Genomic DNA, 15,610 nt, shown 5'->3' with positions numbered 1-15,610 from the left:
GTAAAATAGAAGATTTACACGATGAAGTAAGCTAGTGAAATACTTGGTGTCCACCCAAAAACAATCCAGAAATGGGACAAGGGAGGAAAAATCAAAACCATTAGAACACCCGGTGGACGAGGAGAATTCCAGAAAGTGAAATAAAAAGACTCCTCGGAATAAGCGAGGAAAAGGTCGGAAGCAGATGGAGGCTCATCGGCTACGGCTTCATAAGGGAGTGACTTTTCTTTCCCGATTTCAATTTTGAAGTCTTGGTGGTTTTTATGAGCGAAAGCCGAAGGCGAGAATGGCTGGTCATTCCGGACACGAACTTTCTCCTCGTCCCAGGCCAGTTCGGCGTTGACATAATCGACGAGCTCCACAGGATTCTCGACGTTAAGTTTAAGGTAGTGGTTCCAAACGTCGTTTTGGACGAGCTGAACATCATAGAAAGGAAGTCGTGGAGAAGGGATCTGATGGCCGTCAAGATGGCGAAGAAGCTGGCAGAACGGTTCGAGACCGTTAAGATCGGCCGCTTCGGTGAGAGGCCAATAGACGACCATATATTAGATTTCGCGGTGAAAAACGAGCGCGTAATCGTCTGCACGAATGACAAGGGGCTTAAGAAGAGGCTCCGCGAGAGGGGCATTCCAGTTGTTCATCTCCGCTCGAAGAAGATTCTGGAACTTGAGGGGATGGTTGAGTAGTTGGGGCTTTTATCGGCTCAATGTTGTGGTGCTTTATCTCGAGCATTGTTCATTTAGTTTCAGCTCCTCCGCAACTTTAAGGTGAAGCTCTAAAGTCTTTTTAATGTTCCTTTTTTTTAGCCCCCCGGACTCACGCATCCCGGCAGGTTGGAACGTAAGCAATATAGCTGCTCCCCGACTAGTTCAGGGATAACCCAAAATTTCATCATTGTCTCCCAGTACTCAACTTGTGGATTATAAATTTAAGCCGATTCCATAATTGTGCATAAACTATAATCCCTTTCCAAGGTAACCACCGGGTCTTAATTATAAATTTAAACTTATTGTTTGGAACCTATTGTTTAAAAAAAAGTTAAATTATAATTAAATTCAAAGTCTGAGTAGAAAAATCTATGGAGGTGGTATCATGGAATATATACCACCTGTAGGAGGAGACATTGGGATTCCAGCAGATACGTTTTTTGGAGTTAATGATGTGTTTGGAGTTAACTGGGGGGCTATATTAAATGCCGTTGGATACGCGTATTTTGCGGCAGTCTGGGTAGCAGTGGCCGCTATATTAGTGGCCATCAAGGTAGCTAAGGAAATCTTTGAGCTTTATGATCCCCGAAAGCTCGGTGTGAAGGGGGTTTAAAGCCTATGGAAACATTACCTCACCTTAATGATCTTTACGTGGCCAGTGAAGGATTACTTCAGATAATTCTAAAAAAAAATTTAAAAGAGCCTCTTAGGGCTGCTCAACTTCCAGGTTTCCTTGAAAAATGGGACAAGTATGTAAAAGCAAGAAGAGCACTTAAATCTTGGCTTGATGGGATAAAAGGTCCCGTATTCGCTGCAATCGACATAACATACAAGTGCAATCTTAAATGTCCATACTGCTATGTATCTGCTCCTTTGAGAAAATCTGCTCCAGAACTGCCAACCGAAATTGTCCTGAGAGCGATTGATGAACTTGCAAAATTGGAAACTCTCGGAATATGTTTGTGCGGTGGAGAACCTGTCCTACACAGAATTCTTTAGAATCATAGAATATGCAAATGATGCAGGCATTCCAGTTAATTTTGTGACTAATGGTACCTTAATCACTGAAGAATTCGTCAAAAAGCTCTCTGAGTTAAATATTGGAAGTGTGCAGGTTTCGTTGGATGGATCAAAACCTGAAATCATGGACAGACTAAGAGGAAATGGAATATTTCACAGAGCAATTAATTCAATAAAAAGACTCATAGACTATGGGATAAATACATCCGTTGCATTTTGTGCAACTCGTATTAACATCCGAGACTTTCCCAATGTAGTTGAGTTGGCATCAAAATTGGGAGTGTTTGAAGTTAGATCTATGTACTTTGTTCCTGAGACTGAGGCACATATTAAATTAGCTCCTTCAGAAAGCCAATACAAAGAGTTATTGCAGTGGATTTACGATAACATAGAGAACTTCACAATAAAAGTTAACTTCGGAGATCCAACAGAGCATATAGTCCTTGGGCCATATCTTAATTCTGTCGTCATAACAATAAGCGCTGAAGGATACATTCTCCCTACCCCCTACCTTAACTTTGCATATGGGCATGTAACTGATGGGATTGAAGCTCTCTGGCCCGAACTTAGGGAGATTTGGAAACAGAATCCAGTCCTATTAACAGTATCCTCATATTTAAAGACGGAGAAAGACTTCGTGAAATTGAATAATGTTGGATTGACTAGAAAAAATGGGAGGAAGTATATAGATTTGAGTAGAATTTCCACGGATCAACAATTAGAACTTTCCAGAAAAATAAGGAGCGTGTTAATATGAAAGAGGAAGAGATCCATGTAGATCCTCAAATTGTGAAAAATATAACAGAGATACTAAAAAACATCAAAAAAATGAAAGTAAAACAAGACAAAAGAGTGAAGTGGAGGAGAGAAAATGACGGACGGATTATAACATTCAATCCAATTACTGGGAAAATATGTGTAATGAATCCAACTCTTGCCGAAATATACGTTATGACCAAAAATCCCAAGGGGTGTACCTTCGAGACTTTAATAAGAACCCTCAAGCAGAGATTCCCCTCTATCGATGAAAAACAGCTGGAGAGTGATATCCTAAGGGCAATGACCTGGCTTTTTATAAATGGATTCGTTTACCTTGAAGATACCAGCAAGAAGAGCAAGAAGATAAATATAGTAGACGTTATTATGGAGATCTCTAATCAAAAGAGGGGGCCGCGCCAATGAAGGCTTCAAGTCTCGTGATGATGATAGTTATAGGTACCTGTCTTTTCTTCGTTGTTGGAGTTCTGATAGTCTTGGATGGGGGCCTTTCGGCTTTGGATCTTCCGCTTTTTGTAGCATTAATAGTACTAGTGCTCTGGATGTTAAAAGTTGTTGTTTCGTGTCCCCTATCTGTTAATGTCCTAGACGAGCATAATATTATAATTAAGACCTTGCTCGGAAACAAGAAGGTAAGGGCCTCTAAAATGGACATTGTCGATGTAAACGCATTCCTCATCGGAAGGACATACGGAGTTGGTATAGACACTAAAAACATCAAAGTTGGAACTTTCAGGACAGTAAGGGGAGATAACGTTTGGGCATGTTGTGTTGGTACAAAAGGAGTACTTATTGAAACAAACAACGGCAAAAAGATACTGGTGGGACTTGGTGAGGTGAGAGGTACAATAAGCCTTCGGGGGCATGTGTATGACAAAGATTAAAACAGTAATATTAAAAGAGTTCTGGACGTATTTTGGAAGCAGAGAGACCCTCTACTCCATTATTCTTCCCGCGGTTTCAATGGTATTTGTGCTGAGCTTTGTAATTGTTACTAGCTCACAGTACATCACGCCTCAATCAAGGGCCCTTGCATACAAACAGATAACTTCCAATCCCCAGCTGTTTGGAATAACAGAAAGCCTGCTTCAAGTTCTGGGGGACGACGCTATAACAATTGCCACCCTCATAGTCCAAATACCAATGGTTATCCAGATATTTTCGTTTATTTCAACATATAACGCTATAGTAGCATCCTTTGCTTTCGAAAGGATAAATAAGACAATGGAAGTGCTTTTTGCTTCTCCCTTAAGTGAGAGTGAGATAATCCTAGGAAAGATCATTGCAAGTATCATCGCTGGAACCCTCACAATGCTATCAGGGATTTTAATTAATGTCGCCTCAATCCAGTATGTTTTCATACAGCATGTGGGAAGACTATGGACGCCTACACTGGGCTATATGTTTTTGACGGTCGCTATGTCAATATCAATGCTTCTTTTTGCTATACCTATTGGCCTCACCCTTAGTGTAAGGGCTAAAGACGCAACTCAGATTAAGCTGGGAGGATTAGTCGGTATTATGCCATTATTGCTCTTTTTATTGGCAAGTAAGGTTCCACCGCAGAAGTTTTTTTCCATTGTGCAGATAATCGGGCTAACCAGCTTGGTAGTTTCAATAATCCTGGTGTGCCTGTCTAGAAGGCTCATAAATCGCTATTCATTCATAATAAACTAAAGGTGGTTCCTATGCTTGAAGTTGAAAATATCTCTGCAGGATATGGGAAGAACAATGTAATAAATGACATAAGCTTTACTGTAAAAAAAGGAGAACTCTATGTGCTACTTGGACCTAATGGTTCAGGAAAAACCACCACTTTTAGAGCTGTCTCAGGTGTCATCCCACTTTCCAAAGGGAGAGTCATTATAGAGGGCATTGACCTGAACAGGGAGCCAGAACTGGCAAAAAGAAAGCTGGGTTATTTGCCAGAGGGTGAGAGGGTATATCCCAATATTAGTGTGTATAAAAACCTCTTATTCTTTGCGAAGATCTACGATGTGGACAGGGGGAAGATTGATGTGGTCTTAAAAGAATTTGGACTTGAAAAATACAAAAATAGTCCAGCGGGTTATCTAAGTAGAGGAATGAGAAAAAAACTTGCGCTTGCCAGGGCACTTCTCCATGACCCAGAAGTTATCATTTTTGATGAGCCCTTCAGCAACTTGGACATGTCCACAGTCTTGAGATTGAGGGACGAAATAAAGAAAATGATTGAGAACGATAAAATTATCCTTTTTTCTACCCATATCTTAAGTGAACTTCAGTATTTCGAGGACGTAAACTGTAAGGTTGCGTTTATCAACGAAGGAAGGATTATATTGGAAAGAGAACTTGAAGAACTCGCTGGAAGCGTCAATAACATCCTAGTGGTGTTTAGAGTAACTGACAAGACGAGAGCAATGGAAGTGCTCACCAATCTGGGGTATGATGTCAGCATTGAACAGTCTGGGGTAGTAGTTAGAGTTTCCAACTACCACAAAGAGGTTCCTGCAATCCTAAAGATTCTACTTACGCATGATATTACCGTGTACGAGGCAAGGCCAAAGGAGTCACCCGTAGAAAGGTTCTATAGAGATTTTGTTGATATTAGCCCTCCAAATATTTAAAACCCCTCTCTTCTCCACCCGGTGGGGGGTTGGAATGTACGCAGAGGAAGAACTGATGGGTGAGATTAGGGAACTCCTCGGTGGCGAGCTCTTTGAGATGTACGAGAGAGCCTTTAGGGAGTACCACTACTACTTCGACACAACTAACTATATCGTCCTCAACGTCTACAACTTCAACGACCACGGATCTATCCACGTTCTTCTGACGACGAGGAGGGCCCTTGAGCTCCTCAGGATACTCAAGAAGTTCGGCATCCAGACGACCGCTGAAAAGCTCGGAAAGCCCTTCCGCTGGAGTAAGTTTATCGTCGCCTTTGGCGCGCTCTTCCACGACATCGGCAACATGATACACAGAAGCCCGCACTACCAGTTCAGCGTCTTCCTGGCCGAGCCGATAATAGAAAAGCTTGTTTCGGAGTTCGAAAAGGAAGACTCACTCCTCCTCAAGGCCCTCACACTGAGCGCCATCTACACCCACGACGAGGCCGTCCCCTGCACGACCATCGAGGGATCGCTGGTAACCATGGCGGATGGATGCGACATGGAGGAGGGAAGGAGTAGGCTCGTCCACAAGAAGGATAAAGTAGACATCCACGCCGGTTTCGGCCCTCGCCATATGAAGAAATTAAAATGTCTGAAGATTCTCAACTTCCTCAGCCATTCTCCCATCTGGAAACTTTATGGAGGGCATGCTTTTGACAATTCTAACTTTATGCATACCACCTAGCATTTTATAGGCAATTGAGTAGGCGTTTATTAGATTCTTTTCGACTTGGAAAGCCTTTTTGGGATCGCATATGAATGTCCGTTTGAGATTACTTTTCTCATCCACTACCCACCGCATCTTCCTGGACTACGGAGTTTATATTTTTTGTTCATTTAATATTAAATCTTCATAAAGTGCGGAAAGAGAAGCGTGTAGCTTAAATCTCTCTACAATTTCTCTCTGGAACTTTTTCAGTGACGCATTGTCAATTTGGAACTCGACATTCTCATACTTAATATCCCAAAGCAATAACCCTTCGGGAGGTGCAGGCGGAACCTTTCTGCTTTTTTCAAACTTTCCATTGAGCATTTCTACAATTCTTTCTTCTGCCAATACCCCCTGGGAACAAAGAACTAGGGCTGAAACTATTCTCCTAACCATCTCCCACAGAAAGCTCTTACCCTCAATCTCCACTACAACAACATTGCATTTCTCCCAGATTTCAATCCTATCTATGCTCCTAATTGTGTCTCTCCCATCCACCCTTGAGAATGCGGAGAAGTCATGAGTTCCCAGGAAGAGAAGGGAGCATTCTTTCATCTTCTTAATATTCATGCCCAGGGAGGGGAGATAGTATCTATAAACTTTGGTATTGGCCCAAAATCTGGGATGGAAGTCCTCAGGAACCTCAGCTATTCCCCAGATCCACACATCAGACATTCTAGAATTTAAAACCATAGGATTCTTTATCCTGTCATCTTCCGTTGATAAGGCAATAACGTTTCCTCTTGCACTAACTCCCCTGTCAGTCCTTGATGCACTTTTGAAATTTTCAAATTCAATGCCAGCATCCTTCAAAGCCCTTAAAATTTCCCCCTCTATGGTCCTTACATTTGGCTGCCTCTGAAAGCCATGAAACTTAGTTCCATCGTAGGCTATTTTAAGGGCAACCCTCATATTTAAAAATGAGTGTGCTCCCTTTATAACTTCACGGGATGAGGAGAGATGAGGGGTAGCGTGAGTAGGATAGTGAGGTTTGATAATGAGGAAGAGTTTATTGACGAGATGCAGGCAGTGTTTGATGTCTTCAGCGAGCTCTCAAGCAGGTATGGAGGAGGAGACGTCATAGAGGGGATAATTCTATGGGACACCATTGGAATTCAAGATGACGAGGGAATTAAGATCTTCAGAGTTGGAGAGTTCCAGATGGTAAGGGGAAGTCTAAACCTTCCAGTTGAGAAGATATTTACCCTGGAGAGATTTTTCGACGAGATGGAGAGCAAGTGGGACGAGTTGAGTGTGGAGGATATTAAGTACTTTGTTGACCTCATGAATGAAAGCCTTGGAGAGGAGAGAGTTTACTACGACGCCTATGATCTAGGCTTAGAAAGGGGAGAAGCGTACATTGTTATAAATCTAAGATCCCTCCAATACCTTGACCATGTAGTTGATGTGGAAGATAGAGAGGCTTTTGAGTGGGCATTGAGCACTTTAATGAAGTACATTTAGGTGATGAAAGTGGACGTGAGAAAAGCTTTGATAGAGCAGTACGGCTACGCTCCAGAAGATATAGTCTTTGAAGTTAGGGGGAAGAGGATATACGCATACAAAAGTTGTGGACTTAAAGAGAAGGGTCATGAAGGAGTATATTTTGGAAAGATAGAGAGCGATGGAATCCGGCTCACCATTGAGGGAGCATTCATAATCGGGCCAAAAGCAACGAAGAACGTTATTGAAGTTGACGATGAAAGGGCGAGAAGGTGGATGAAGGGGGAGGATATAGAAGTTCCTGAGGAGGGAAATAGATGGGTGATACTTAAGTGGAGGAACTTCTGGCTTGGTGGAGGGAAACTGATAAATGGTGTAGTTAAGAATTATGTTCCAAAGGAGAGGAGGCTCAACATCTAGTTAGAAACCTTAGGTTTCGAATAGGCATATAAATTCCCCCTAACGTTTATCTTTCTGATGAAGAAAGAAGCGAAGTATCTCCTCCTAATTGTCCTCATATCCTTTGGATTGAGCTCTCTAATCCTTAGCATCCTGGGATTAGTTAGCTTTATACCTCAGTTCTTCACCTTGGCGATTGTAGATTCGATAAACCCATGCACATTCGTTGTTTACACGATTTTCTTGATAGCCCTCTCCGTTAAGAACATATCAAAGAGGGCAGTATATGTTATTGGGTTATCCTTTATCTTTGCTGTTTACATCGCCTATTACACTCTTGGGGTTGGATTAATGGTGATAACTGGAAAAATCCCAGTGGCCTGGGCGGGATACCTTGCTATAGCCTTTGGAGTGTATGAGATAGTAACTGGAATCTTAGAAAAGTCTAGGACAGTTGGAAAGGGAAAACTTAGAAAGTTGGCATTTTCCACCGAAGCTACAGTAATTGGAGGGATAATTCTTGGACTTACAGTTTCCACAACCCTTCTCCCGTGCTCAATGGGACCCTACATTGTTTACGCAACTATAATATCGAAGATGAAAGCGTTGGCATACGTTTTACTAGGCTTGTATAATCTAGTCTTTGTGTTTCCCCTCTTCGTGATCCTATTTGCAATGGGGAGCTTAAAGGAGAGCAAGGAGTTCTCTCAGGCCATGGTAAGGCACTCAAGGGAGCTTTCGATAGTTGCGGGAATATTGCTTATAGGAATTGGACTTTGGGTATTGGTTTAGTTTCAAGGCTCTCTTTTTGAAAATTGAACACTATCACCACGTTCAAAACCAAAGGTTAATAACACATTTTTTAAAAAATTGTTAAAAATCGTGTTACTATTTGAAAAATTGGTGTGAAAACATGAGTAAACTCAACGAACTTATCAAAAGTAACGATCTCGAGGGGATTCTAGAATATGCAAGAGAATTTCATGGCCACATATGCCCATATTTGGCTCTAGGAATTAGAGCAATGGAGGAGCTCGGCGTTGGAAGATTGGACTTCTCTGGAAGTGTAGATGAGAGGATTTTAGCCATAGTGGAAACCAACAGTTGCTTTACTGATGGCGTCCAGATCACTACTGGGTGCACTCTAGGAAATAACTCCCTTGTATATCTCGATACCGGAAAGACAGCACTTACCTTAGTAAAGAGGGGAAGTTGGGAGGGAGTGAGAGTTTATATTGATGCAGAAAAATTGAGAAGCTATTACCCACCTAATGCGGTAGAACTCTTTAACAAGGTTGTCAAGGAAAGAAAGGGAACTGAGGAGGAAAACAAGAGCTTGCAAAAATATGGGAGGAAACCGGGAGAAAATTCCTTTACTTACCAAAAGAGCTATTTGAAATAAAGAGAGTAAGAGTAAAACCAATTGAACAGGCTCCAATTTTTGATAGCATCAGGTGTTCGAGTTGCAATGAATTAGTCATGGCCCCAAAGGTCATATATATCAATGAAAGGCCCTATTGTAAGACTTGTGCAGAAAAGGAAGTGCCAGCTGTTATTGGTAGGGGAATAGTGTACGTGGGGAGGTTGATATTATGAAAAAATCTCTAATTGCCCTTCTAATAATCTTTATAACGCTGGGCTGTATTAACTCACCATCAACTACTCAAGAAAGCAAAGTAAAGGTTGTTGATGCCCTAGGAAGAGAAGTATTTGTACCTTCCGAAGTCAATAAGATAGTTGCGGCCGGCCCAGGATGCCTAAGATTGATAGTCTACCTGAACGCTACCGAAATGGTCATTGGGATTGAAGACTTCGAGAAGAAGCACTCCTACGGAAGGCCCTATATAATAGCCCATCCAGAACTGAAAGATTTGCCCTCAATAGGCCCAGGTGGCCCTGGAAAGCTTCCAAACCTAGAGGAATTAGTAAAGCTGAAGCCAGATGTGATATTCATAACCTACGTTGATGCAAAGACTGCAGATGATATCCAGACAAAGACTGGAATACCGGTGGTTGTGCTTAGCTATGGAGATCTAAAGAATTTTACTGATGAAAAACTGTTCTACTCCCTTGAATTGGCAGGAAAGATTGTAGGGAAAGAAGAGAGGGCAAGAAAAGTTATTGAATTTATCAAAAGACTCGAAGAGGACTTAAGGGAAAGAACAAAAGATGTAACTCCCAAGAGAGTTTACGTTGGTGGGATTGGATACAGGGGCGCCCACGGAATAGAAAGCACGGATGCAACTTATCCAGCCTTTAACGTTCTTAACGTCATAAATGTTGCCTCTTCCCTAGGAGAGGGCCACAAGTTCATTGACAAGGAAAAGTTATTGGAATGGCAACCAGAGTATATATTTATTGATGAAGGTGGTCTAAGCCTCGTGCTCGAAGACTACAATAAGAACCCAGAATTCTATGAATCCCTTGAAGCCGTTAAAAGCGGAAACGTTTATGGAGTTCTACCTTTCAACTTCTACTCAACTAACATCGGAACTGCAATTGCAGATGCATACTTCATTGGAAAAGTCCTCTATCCAGAGAAGTTTGAAGACGTGGATCCAGTTAAAAAGGCAAATGAAATTTACGAATTCTTGGTAGGAAAACCAGTCTACGAAGAATTGGCCAAACAATTTGGAGGATTTGGTAAATTGAACCTAGAAAATGGGACAGTTCAATAACAAATTCCTACAAACCCATGAGGGGAGAAAAATGTACGAAGAGTACACGAGAAAAAGAATACTTTCAATTTTTCTCCTTACTCTCTTAGTGTTTCTTCTTATGATTGTCTCCCTAATGGTTGGCTCTTACTCCCTCTCCCCTGGAGAAGTTGTGTTAGCTTTAATAGGCAAAGGGCGTGAAGAGGCGATCTTCACTATATGGAACATAAGATTACCAAGAATCGTTGCAGCTGTCTTTGTGGGAGCATCTTTAGCCGTTAGCGGGGCGGTTTTGCAAGGGATATTAAGAAATCCCTTAGCTTCGCCTTTCACAATGGGAGTCTCTCACGGAGCAATGTTTGGGGCTTCTTTGGCAATAGCTCTAGGAGCGGGTTACTCAGAAAGCACGGGAAGAGTGGCTATAATCAACCCCTATGCAGTCGTCATTGCAGCATTTCTAGGAGCTATCGTATCAACTCTTGTGATAGTTCTCCTGGCAAAAATTAGAGGACTTAGCCCACAGGCAATGGTCTTGGCTGGAATAGCAATGAGCTCCCTCTTTACAGCTTTAACAACTCTTATACAATACTTTGCTAACGAAATACAGCTTGCAGCTATGGTTTACTGGAGCTTTGGAGATTTAGGAAGGCCATACTGGAAAGAAAATATTATCTTAATTGCCACTTTTTTCCCGATATTTATGTACTTCCTTCTCAAGAGATGGGACTTAAATGCCTCTTCTGTAGGGGATGAAATTGCAATGTCCGTGGGAGTTGAGATCGAAAAAGTGCGTCTCCTCTCAGCGTTTCTCTCCGCCCTACTGACAGCCGTGACAGTTGCCTTTGTGGGAATAATAGGATTCGTTGGTCTAATTACTCCCCATATCGTGAGGTTAATTTTTGGAGGAGATTATAGATATCTAATCCCACTTTCAACTCTCCTGGGAAGTATAGTCCTACTTTCGGCAGACACCCTAGCGAGAATCATAATTTCCCCCTCCATACTGCCCGTTGGAGTTGTTACTTCCTTTTTGGGAGCTCCACTCTTCTTGTATCTGCTCCTCAAGATGGAGGGAGGAAGATGATAAGGGTGAGAAACCTGTCATTTTCCTACAATGGGAGGGCGATATTAAGAGACATAGCATTTGAGGTTAAAGAAGGAGAGTTTCTCGCAATACTTGGCCCAAACGGAGCCGGAAAATCGACTTTGCTAAGGTGCTTGGCAAAGATACTAAAGTGTGAGGGTGAGATAGAAATATGTGGAAGAAACCTTCACGAATACTCAAGGAGAGAGTTGTCAAAGACAATAGCTTATGTCCCTCAAAGGGTTGAGCCCAACTTTCTGAGAGTATTTGATATGGTTCTCCTGGGTAGAAAGCCTTACATGGGAATTATACCAAGTGAAGAAGACATAAAAGCTGTTGAAAGGGCTCTCAAAACTCTTAAAATTGAACACTTAGCGGGAAGGTTAACAAAAACATTGAGTGGGGGAGAGCTCCAAAAGGTTGCCATAGCTAGAGCTCTAGCCCAAGAATCGTCAATAATATTGCTAGATGAGCCAACAAACAATCTAGATCCAAGGAGTCAAGTTGACCTAATGAACTTGCTGAGGAAGTTGTCCCAGGCGGGGAAAACAATAGTGACAGTTATGCATGACATTAATCTAGCCTTGAGATTTGCAGAAAAGCTTATGTTTATGAAAAATGGGGAAGTTGTTGGAATAGTTGAAACTAAAAAGATAAGTCCAGAAATAATTGAGGAAACGTTCAACGTAAAGGCTGAGATCTTTGAAACCCCTTCAGGTGTCAAGTTCTGCCAATTTTACTAAATCTCTATACCATACACCTTTTTTGGGTTCTCAACATGAATCTTGTAAACATCTTCCTCAGTAAATATCCCCCTTTGGAGGAACTCCTTTGTTCTCTTAGGGACAGTTTTTGGCCCCAAGACAGCCCCAGGCCTTCTTTTATCATCTATGTAGTCAGTCTCCATGAGGAACCTATTTCCCTGCTTTATTGCCTCCTCTATGTTCTTCTTACTAGCTATTATACTTGGGAAAACCCCAACTTCTTTAGCAACATTCACAAGGGGCGGGGAGAAGTGTTTAACTACTTTGTAAGGCTTTATTCCGACTTCTCTAATATATTCTCCAAGTTCTCTAAACTTCTCCTCGTTAAAGCTCTCCGTATGAAGCTGAACTGCACAATCTGCATCTTTGGCTAACTCCATGGCATATTTCATAATCTCTATGCTTACCTCCCATATCTGTTGAGGAACTTCATAGTGAGGCCTTCCAACCTCACCTATTCCCACTGCTTTCCCCTCTAAGCACAACTTCTGGGCATATTCAAGTGCTTTCATTACCTCATTTCTTGCAAATTCAAGCCCTTTATTCCTCGCCAAGTAGTCGAACTCAGCAGGATGAACCCCCACCACAGCATAAGCCTTCACCTGGGTCTCCCTGTTTATCTTCTCCACTAGCTCTATGTGGAAGTCCATGGCCTTCATGAAGTCTTCCGCTTTAAGCCCAGGAAAGCCGTAATCGTGGGCAGTCTTATACACCACAATCAGGTGAGTTCCTCCAGCCCTTTGAAACTGCTTAACTGCCTCCAAAAATAGTCCATGATTTGGGTCAACGTGGAAGTGATTGTCTAGGATTATCATCTCCATCACCTAAGTTTGGTATATCTCAAGTACATCCCCCTTCTTGACCTTTCCAATTTTCCCCTCTATGCTTATCCCAATTCTATCCCCCGCTATTGCAAACTCAACTTTCTCTCTGTTCCTCTCAATTCTAACTATTCCTCCAATTCCAGAGGGGCCCTTAACCTTAAAGCCAACCCCTATCATTCCACTTTCAACAGTTCCAATAATAACGTCCTTCCCCATAATGTTGACCACTTCCTCAACCACCACCTTTCCTGCGGGCTTCTTTGATAATATCTCAATTTTTTCTTCTTCCTTAACCTCTTTTCTCTTTAGAAAGTCAAACAAACCCATAGCTAACCACCTTAAATAAGCTTGCTTAATATTAATGCTCCCACTAATATAATTGCTCCAGAAACTAAATATCCTTTGGGGACCGAGAGAAGGAAAAGTGGTATTGCAACGATTATAAAGGGGATCATGGAGAGAATAAGCATTACTATTCCATCATAAAACTTGAGTACTGGAAGCTCAATTCTCTCATTTCCCATCTTATGCTTAACGTAGAGGATCCCGATGGAAGATGTTAAGAACGGAGATGCCAAGAAGGGAATTAATAAAAGAGCCTCAGTTCCGTTAAATGCACAGCTCAACAAAACTAATATCGCTGAGAATGTCAGGGGGCTTAGAGAAACTGTGAGCATTTTTCCCAGGAGGTATTCTCTCCTCTTAATAGGTAAAGAAGACAGGAAGGGAAAGACTTCTCTGTCCATGGCAAATGCTGGGTCAAGCATGACTAGGCCAAGCACTGAAATCCCCATTATTGAAAAGAGCGTCATCATTACGGGGAATCCCTCTTTAGCTAAATTGTATATAAAGTATATACTCATTAAAAGCGGGGAGAGAAACGTTCCTAAGTATGGATTTTTTCTGAAAATAATTCTGTAGTCTTTCCTAAACATTGCTGTCACTGGATTTGCTACCGTGAGTTTGTACTTAGTTGCTACCTTCCCATAAGTCTTTATTCCCTCCAAAACTTCACCAAGCCTCTTCAGATCGTAAAAGTATAAGGCCAAAAATGGAAGCGTATATAAGGCTAGGAGCACTAAGCTCTTGTAAGGTTCATAAATCGTGCTGGCCGCAAAAGGGAAAGCTATGAAGTACTTTCTGAAGATTGGTGCTATAACCTCAATGTTATCCTCTAAAATTCTCATAAGAGCTTGGACTATAAAGTAAATACCGGCAATGATCAAAAATCCAGCAACTTTTACCAAAGTTTTTACAACACTTCCCTTCCCCACATGGATACCACTGAACTTTATCTGGAGGAAAAGTGCCAAGGAGTGTCCCATTAGTATTGTGGAGCATATCCAAAGTAGCCCTAAGAGTGAGGCTATGGAATTTCCTAATGCTAAAGAAGCTGGGATTAGGAATACAAAAGCTGGAAGATTCTCAATGAGTAGTGTTAGCGAAACTATGAAGTTTAGATTTCCTAGAGGTAGAGGTTTTAGAGGCTCCACAGCTTTACTTGATAACAGATAGGCAGTTGCAAGGGAGGTTGAATATAAGGTTAAGATGAAGGGGATAATAAGATAGGAAGAGAAGAATATCGCCTTCTGTACCTCATTCTCTGAGTAGAGAATTGAAACTGCGACCATTACTCCAAGCCCTAAGTACATGACACTTTGCAAAAACACTCCCCATATTATGTTGGCAGAGTATTTTAGTGAGTTCTTAAGTTTCTTGGGATCGTTCATTACGGAAGAATTCTCCTTTATTATGCTGAAGTGAACTTCCTTATAGATCGTCTTTATTATCTCCCACATCATCATAGAGCCTCCTTTAGGGCTGAAACTATGTGAGCCACTTCCTCCCTCGCCTGTGTGAGCTTGAGGAAAACATCCTCCAATGTCTCCTCTTTGGCCATCTTTTTTAACTCATCAATGCTCCCCTCAGCAATTATATTGCCATTATATATTACACCTACCCTATCACATATCAGCTCAGCAAGAGCCAGCACGTGAGTTGAGAACACTATAACCTTTCCCTCTTTTTTGAACTCTAAGAGAAGTTCCCTGAAAATTCTGGCACTCTTAGGGTCTAAACCGTTCATAGCTTCGTCAAGAATCAAAACCTTGGGATCATGCAAAAGGGAAGAAATTAGGGAAATCTTCTGCTTAGTTCCAAAACTCAAAGTCCCAATAAGCTGGTTCATATACTCTTTTATCCCAAAGGCGTTGACTAGTTTTTCAATCCTTTCTTGAAGTACGTTCTTAGGTATTCTTCTAATGCTTCCGACAAAGCTAAAGAATTCTACAGGAGTTAGACTCTCATACAGGGTCGGTGTTTCGGGAACATAGCCAACAATCTTCTTGACGTCTATAGGGTTCTTAGCAACATTAATTCCCTCAACTACAACTTTTCCCTCCGTGGGAGGTATAATTCCAGAAAGAATCTTCATAGTCGTTGACTTCCCACTTCCGTTGGGACCAAGCAGCCCATAAATTTCCCCATTGTTTACAGTGAACGTTATTCCGTGAAGGACTTCGTTTAAACCAAACCTCTTCTTTAGCCCCTCAACTTCTATCACCATTTCCACCTATCT

General features: G+C 41.7%; 17 protein-coding genes and 4 pseudogenes. 16 read left to right on the top strand and 5 right to left on the bottom strand.

The window, feature by feature from the left end; all coding sequences use genetic code 11:
* Positions 1-39: 39 nt before the first annotated feature.
* From ACMFNG_RS07280 to ACMFNG_RS07240, 9 genes and pseudogenes are all read left to right on the top strand, one after another.
* Positions 40-173 (top strand): annotated as a pseudogene (locus tag ACMFNG_RS07280) (MerR family transcriptional regulator); the annotation flags it as partial.
* 90 nt (positions 174-263) lie between these two features.
* Positions 264-686 carry a PIN domain-containing protein gene (locus tag ACMFNG_RS07275; protein ID WP_014835280.1) on the top strand — a complete coding sequence of 141 codons (423 nt, stop codon included), beginning with the start codon at positions 264-266 and terminating at the stop codon, positions 684-686.
* A gap of 406 nt (positions 687-1,092) precedes the next feature.
* Positions 1,093-1,320, top strand: a complete 228-nt coding sequence (locus ACMFNG_RS07270; protein WP_011012062.1) for a hypothetical protein — start codon at positions 1,093-1,095, stop codon at positions 1,318-1,320.
* Between the two features lie 5 nt (positions 1,321-1,325).
* Positions 1,326-2,484, top strand: a pseudogene (locus tag ACMFNG_RS07265) (radical SAM protein).
* Positions 2,481-2,909 (top strand): hypothetical protein, encoded by a 429-nt coding sequence (locus ACMFNG_RS07260; protein WP_011012060.1) that lies wholly within the window; start codon positions 2,481-2,483, stop codon positions 2,907-2,909. Before ACMFNG_RS07265 ends, ACMFNG_RS07260 begins: the two are co-directional and overlap by 4 nt.
* The gene (locus ACMFNG_RS07255; protein WP_430515131.1) at positions 2,906-3,388 is read left to right on the top strand and encodes a hypothetical protein; all 483 of its coding nucleotides are present in this window, start codon (positions 2,906-2,908) and stop codon (positions 3,386-3,388) included. Before ACMFNG_RS07260 ends, ACMFNG_RS07255 begins: the two co-directional genes overlap by 4 nt.
* Positions 3,375-4,181 carry an ABC transporter permease gene (locus tag ACMFNG_RS07250; protein ID WP_011012058.1) on the top strand — a complete coding sequence of 269 codons (807 nt, stop codon included), beginning with the start codon at positions 3,375-3,377 and terminating at the stop codon, positions 4,179-4,181. Before ACMFNG_RS07255 ends, ACMFNG_RS07250 begins: the two co-directional genes overlap by 14 nt.
* A gap of 11 nt (positions 4,182-4,192) precedes the next feature.
* Positions 4,193-5,110, top strand: coding sequence for an ABC transporter ATP-binding protein (locus ACMFNG_RS07245; protein ID WP_014835279.1), 918 nt, complete (start codon positions 4,193-4,195; stop codon positions 5,108-5,110).
* 34 nt (positions 5,111-5,144) lie between these two features.
* Positions 5,145-5,727 (top strand): annotated as a pseudogene (locus tag ACMFNG_RS07240) (HD domain-containing protein); the annotation flags it as partial.
* A gap of 245 nt (positions 5,728-5,972) precedes the next feature.
* On the opposite strand, the gene truA reads toward ACMFNG_RS07240, so the two are convergent.
* Positions 5,973-6,773 (bottom strand): tRNA pseudouridine(38-40) synthase TruA, encoded by an 801-nt coding sequence (gene truA / locus ACMFNG_RS07235; protein WP_011012054.1) that lies wholly within the window; start codon positions 6,771-6,773, stop codon positions 5,973-5,975.
* Positions 6,774-6,821: 48 nt separating this feature from the next.
* On the opposite strand from truA, the gene ACMFNG_RS07230 reads away from it, so the two are divergent.
* The 7 genes and pseudogenes from ACMFNG_RS07230 to ACMFNG_RS07200 all read left to right on the top strand — a co-directional run bounded on the left by ACMFNG_RS07230 (position 6,822) and on the right by ACMFNG_RS07200 (position 12,187).
* Positions 6,822-7,325, top strand: a complete 504-nt coding sequence (locus ACMFNG_RS07230) for a hypothetical protein (protein ID WP_011012053.1) — start codon at positions 6,822-6,824, stop codon at positions 7,323-7,325.
* Positions 7,326-7,334: 9 nt separating this feature from the next.
* Positions 7,335-7,724, top strand: a complete 390-nt coding sequence (locus tag ACMFNG_RS07225; protein ID WP_011012052.1) for a methyltransferase RsmF C-terminal domain-like protein — start codon at positions 7,335-7,337, stop codon at positions 7,722-7,724.
* Between the two features lie 57 nt (positions 7,725-7,781).
* Positions 7,782-8,495: a cytochrome c biogenesis CcdA family protein gene (locus ACMFNG_RS07220; protein WP_011012051.1), complete on the top strand. Its 714-nt coding sequence runs from the start codon at positions 7,782-7,784 to the stop codon at positions 8,493-8,495.
* A 121-nt stretch (positions 8,496-8,616) separates the two neighbouring features.
* Positions 8,617-9,299: pseudogene (locus tag ACMFNG_RS07215) on the top strand (FmdE family protein).
* Positions 9,296-10,381 (top strand): iron ABC transporter substrate-binding protein, encoded by a 1,086-nt coding sequence (locus tag ACMFNG_RS07210; protein ID WP_011012047.1) that lies wholly within the window; start codon positions 9,296-9,298, stop codon positions 10,379-10,381. Before ACMFNG_RS07215 ends, ACMFNG_RS07210 begins: the two are co-directional and overlap by 4 nt.
* A 31-nt stretch (positions 10,382-10,412) precedes the next feature.
* Positions 10,413-11,444, top strand: a complete 1,032-nt coding sequence (locus tag ACMFNG_RS07205; protein WP_014835276.1) for a FecCD family ABC transporter permease — start codon at positions 10,413-10,415, stop codon at positions 11,442-11,444.
* Positions 11,441-12,187 carry an ABC transporter ATP-binding protein gene (locus ACMFNG_RS07200; protein ID WP_011012045.1) on the top strand — a complete coding sequence of 249 codons (747 nt, stop codon included), beginning with the start codon at positions 11,441-11,443 and terminating at the stop codon, positions 12,185-12,187. The genes ACMFNG_RS07205 and ACMFNG_RS07200 overlap by 4 nt, the downstream gene beginning before the upstream one ends.
* Here ACMFNG_RS07200 and ACMFNG_RS07195 read toward each other — a convergent pair.
* From ACMFNG_RS07195 to ACMFNG_RS07180, 4 genes are read right to left on the bottom strand one after another with little or no spacing between them, the layout of a single operon-like run.
* Positions 12,184-13,023, bottom strand: coding sequence for a TatD family hydrolase (locus ACMFNG_RS07195; protein ID WP_014835275.1), 840 nt, complete (start codon positions 13,021-13,023; stop codon positions 12,184-12,186). The two genes, ACMFNG_RS07200 and ACMFNG_RS07195, sit on opposite strands and share 4 nt — an antisense overlap.
* 9 nt (positions 13,024-13,032) lie before the next feature.
* Positions 13,033-13,359, bottom strand: a complete 327-nt coding sequence (gene pbp11, locus ACMFNG_RS07190; protein WP_011012043.1) for a tRNA-binding protein Pbp11 — start codon at positions 13,357-13,359, stop codon at positions 13,033-13,035.
* Positions 13,360-13,370: 11 nt separating this feature from the next.
* Positions 13,371-14,837, bottom strand: coding sequence for a hypothetical protein (locus ACMFNG_RS07185; protein WP_143522505.1), 1,467 nt, complete (start codon positions 14,835-14,837; stop codon positions 13,371-13,373).
* Entirely contained in the window at positions 14,834-15,595 is a 762-nt protein-coding gene (locus ACMFNG_RS07180) for an ABC transporter ATP-binding protein (RefSeq protein WP_014835273.1), read from the bottom strand. Before ACMFNG_RS07180 ends, ACMFNG_RS07185 begins: the two co-directional genes overlap by 4 nt.
* Positions 15,596-15,610: the final 15 nt, after the last annotated feature.

The sequence above is a fragment of the Pyrococcus woesei genome, from assembly GCF_050496105.1.
In the GTDB taxonomy this organism is placed as follows: domain Archaea; phylum Methanobacteriota_B; class Thermococci; order Thermococcales; family Thermococcaceae; genus Pyrococcus; species Pyrococcus furiosus.
Note: the sequence above shows the minus strand (reverse complement) of the source record. Positions and strands in the feature narration are given on the sequence as shown.

What these genes read in the sequence shown, in the direction of transcription:
- ACMFNG_RS07185 (WP_143522505.1), bottom strand. Translation starts at nt 14,837, where the DNA reads ATGATGATGTGGGAGATAATAAAGACGATCTATAAGGAAGTTCACTTC.
- pbp11 (WP_011012043.1), bottom strand. Translation starts at nt 13,359, where the DNA reads ATGGGTTTGTTTGACTTTCTAAAGAGAAAAGAGGTTAAGGAAGAAGAA.
- ACMFNG_RS07255 (WP_430515131.1), top strand. Translation starts at nt 2,906, where the DNA reads ATGAAGGCTTCAAGTCTCGTGATGATGATAGTTATAGGTACCTGTCTT.
- ACMFNG_RS07200 (WP_011012045.1), top strand. Translation starts at nt 11,441, where the DNA reads ATGATAAGGGTGAGAAACCTGTCATTTTCCTACAATGGGAGGGCGATA.
- ACMFNG_RS07220 (WP_011012051.1), top strand. Translation starts at nt 7,782, where the DNA reads ATGAAGAAAGAAGCGAAGTATCTCCTCCTAATTGTCCTCATATCCTTT.
- ACMFNG_RS07205 (WP_014835276.1), top strand. Translation starts at nt 10,413, where the DNA reads ATGTACGAAGAGTACACGAGAAAAAGAATACTTTCAATTTTTCTCCTT.
- truA (WP_011012054.1), bottom strand. Translation starts at nt 6,773, where the DNA reads ATGAGGGTTGCCCTTAAAATAGCCTACGATGGAACTAAGTTTCATGGC.
- ACMFNG_RS07210 (WP_011012047.1), top strand. Translation starts at nt 9,296, where the DNA reads ATGAAAAAATCTCTAATTGCCCTTCTAATAATCTTTATAACGCTGGGC.
- ACMFNG_RS07250 (WP_011012058.1), top strand. Translation starts at nt 3,375, where the DNA reads ATGACAAAGATTAAAACAGTAATATTAAAAGAGTTCTGGACGTATTTT.
- ACMFNG_RS07245 (WP_014835279.1), top strand. Translation starts at nt 4,193, where the DNA reads ATGCTTGAAGTTGAAAATATCTCTGCAGGATATGGGAAGAACAATGTA.
- ACMFNG_RS07260 (WP_011012060.1), top strand. Translation starts at nt 2,481, where the DNA reads ATGAAAGAGGAAGAGATCCATGTAGATCCTCAAATTGTGAAAAATATA.
- ACMFNG_RS07270 (WP_011012062.1), top strand. Translation starts at nt 1,093, where the DNA reads ATGGAATATATACCACCTGTAGGAGGAGACATTGGGATTCCAGCAGAT.
- ACMFNG_RS07230 (WP_011012053.1), top strand. Translation starts at nt 6,822, where the DNA reads ATGAGGGGTAGCGTGAGTAGGATAGTGAGGTTTGATAATGAGGAAGAG.
- ACMFNG_RS07275 (WP_014835280.1), top strand. Translation starts at nt 264, where the DNA reads ATGAGCGAAAGCCGAAGGCGAGAATGGCTGGTCATTCCGGACACGAAC.
- ACMFNG_RS07195 (WP_014835275.1), bottom strand. Translation starts at nt 13,023, where the DNA reads ATGATAATCCTAGACAATCACTTCCACGTTGACCCAAATCATGGACTA.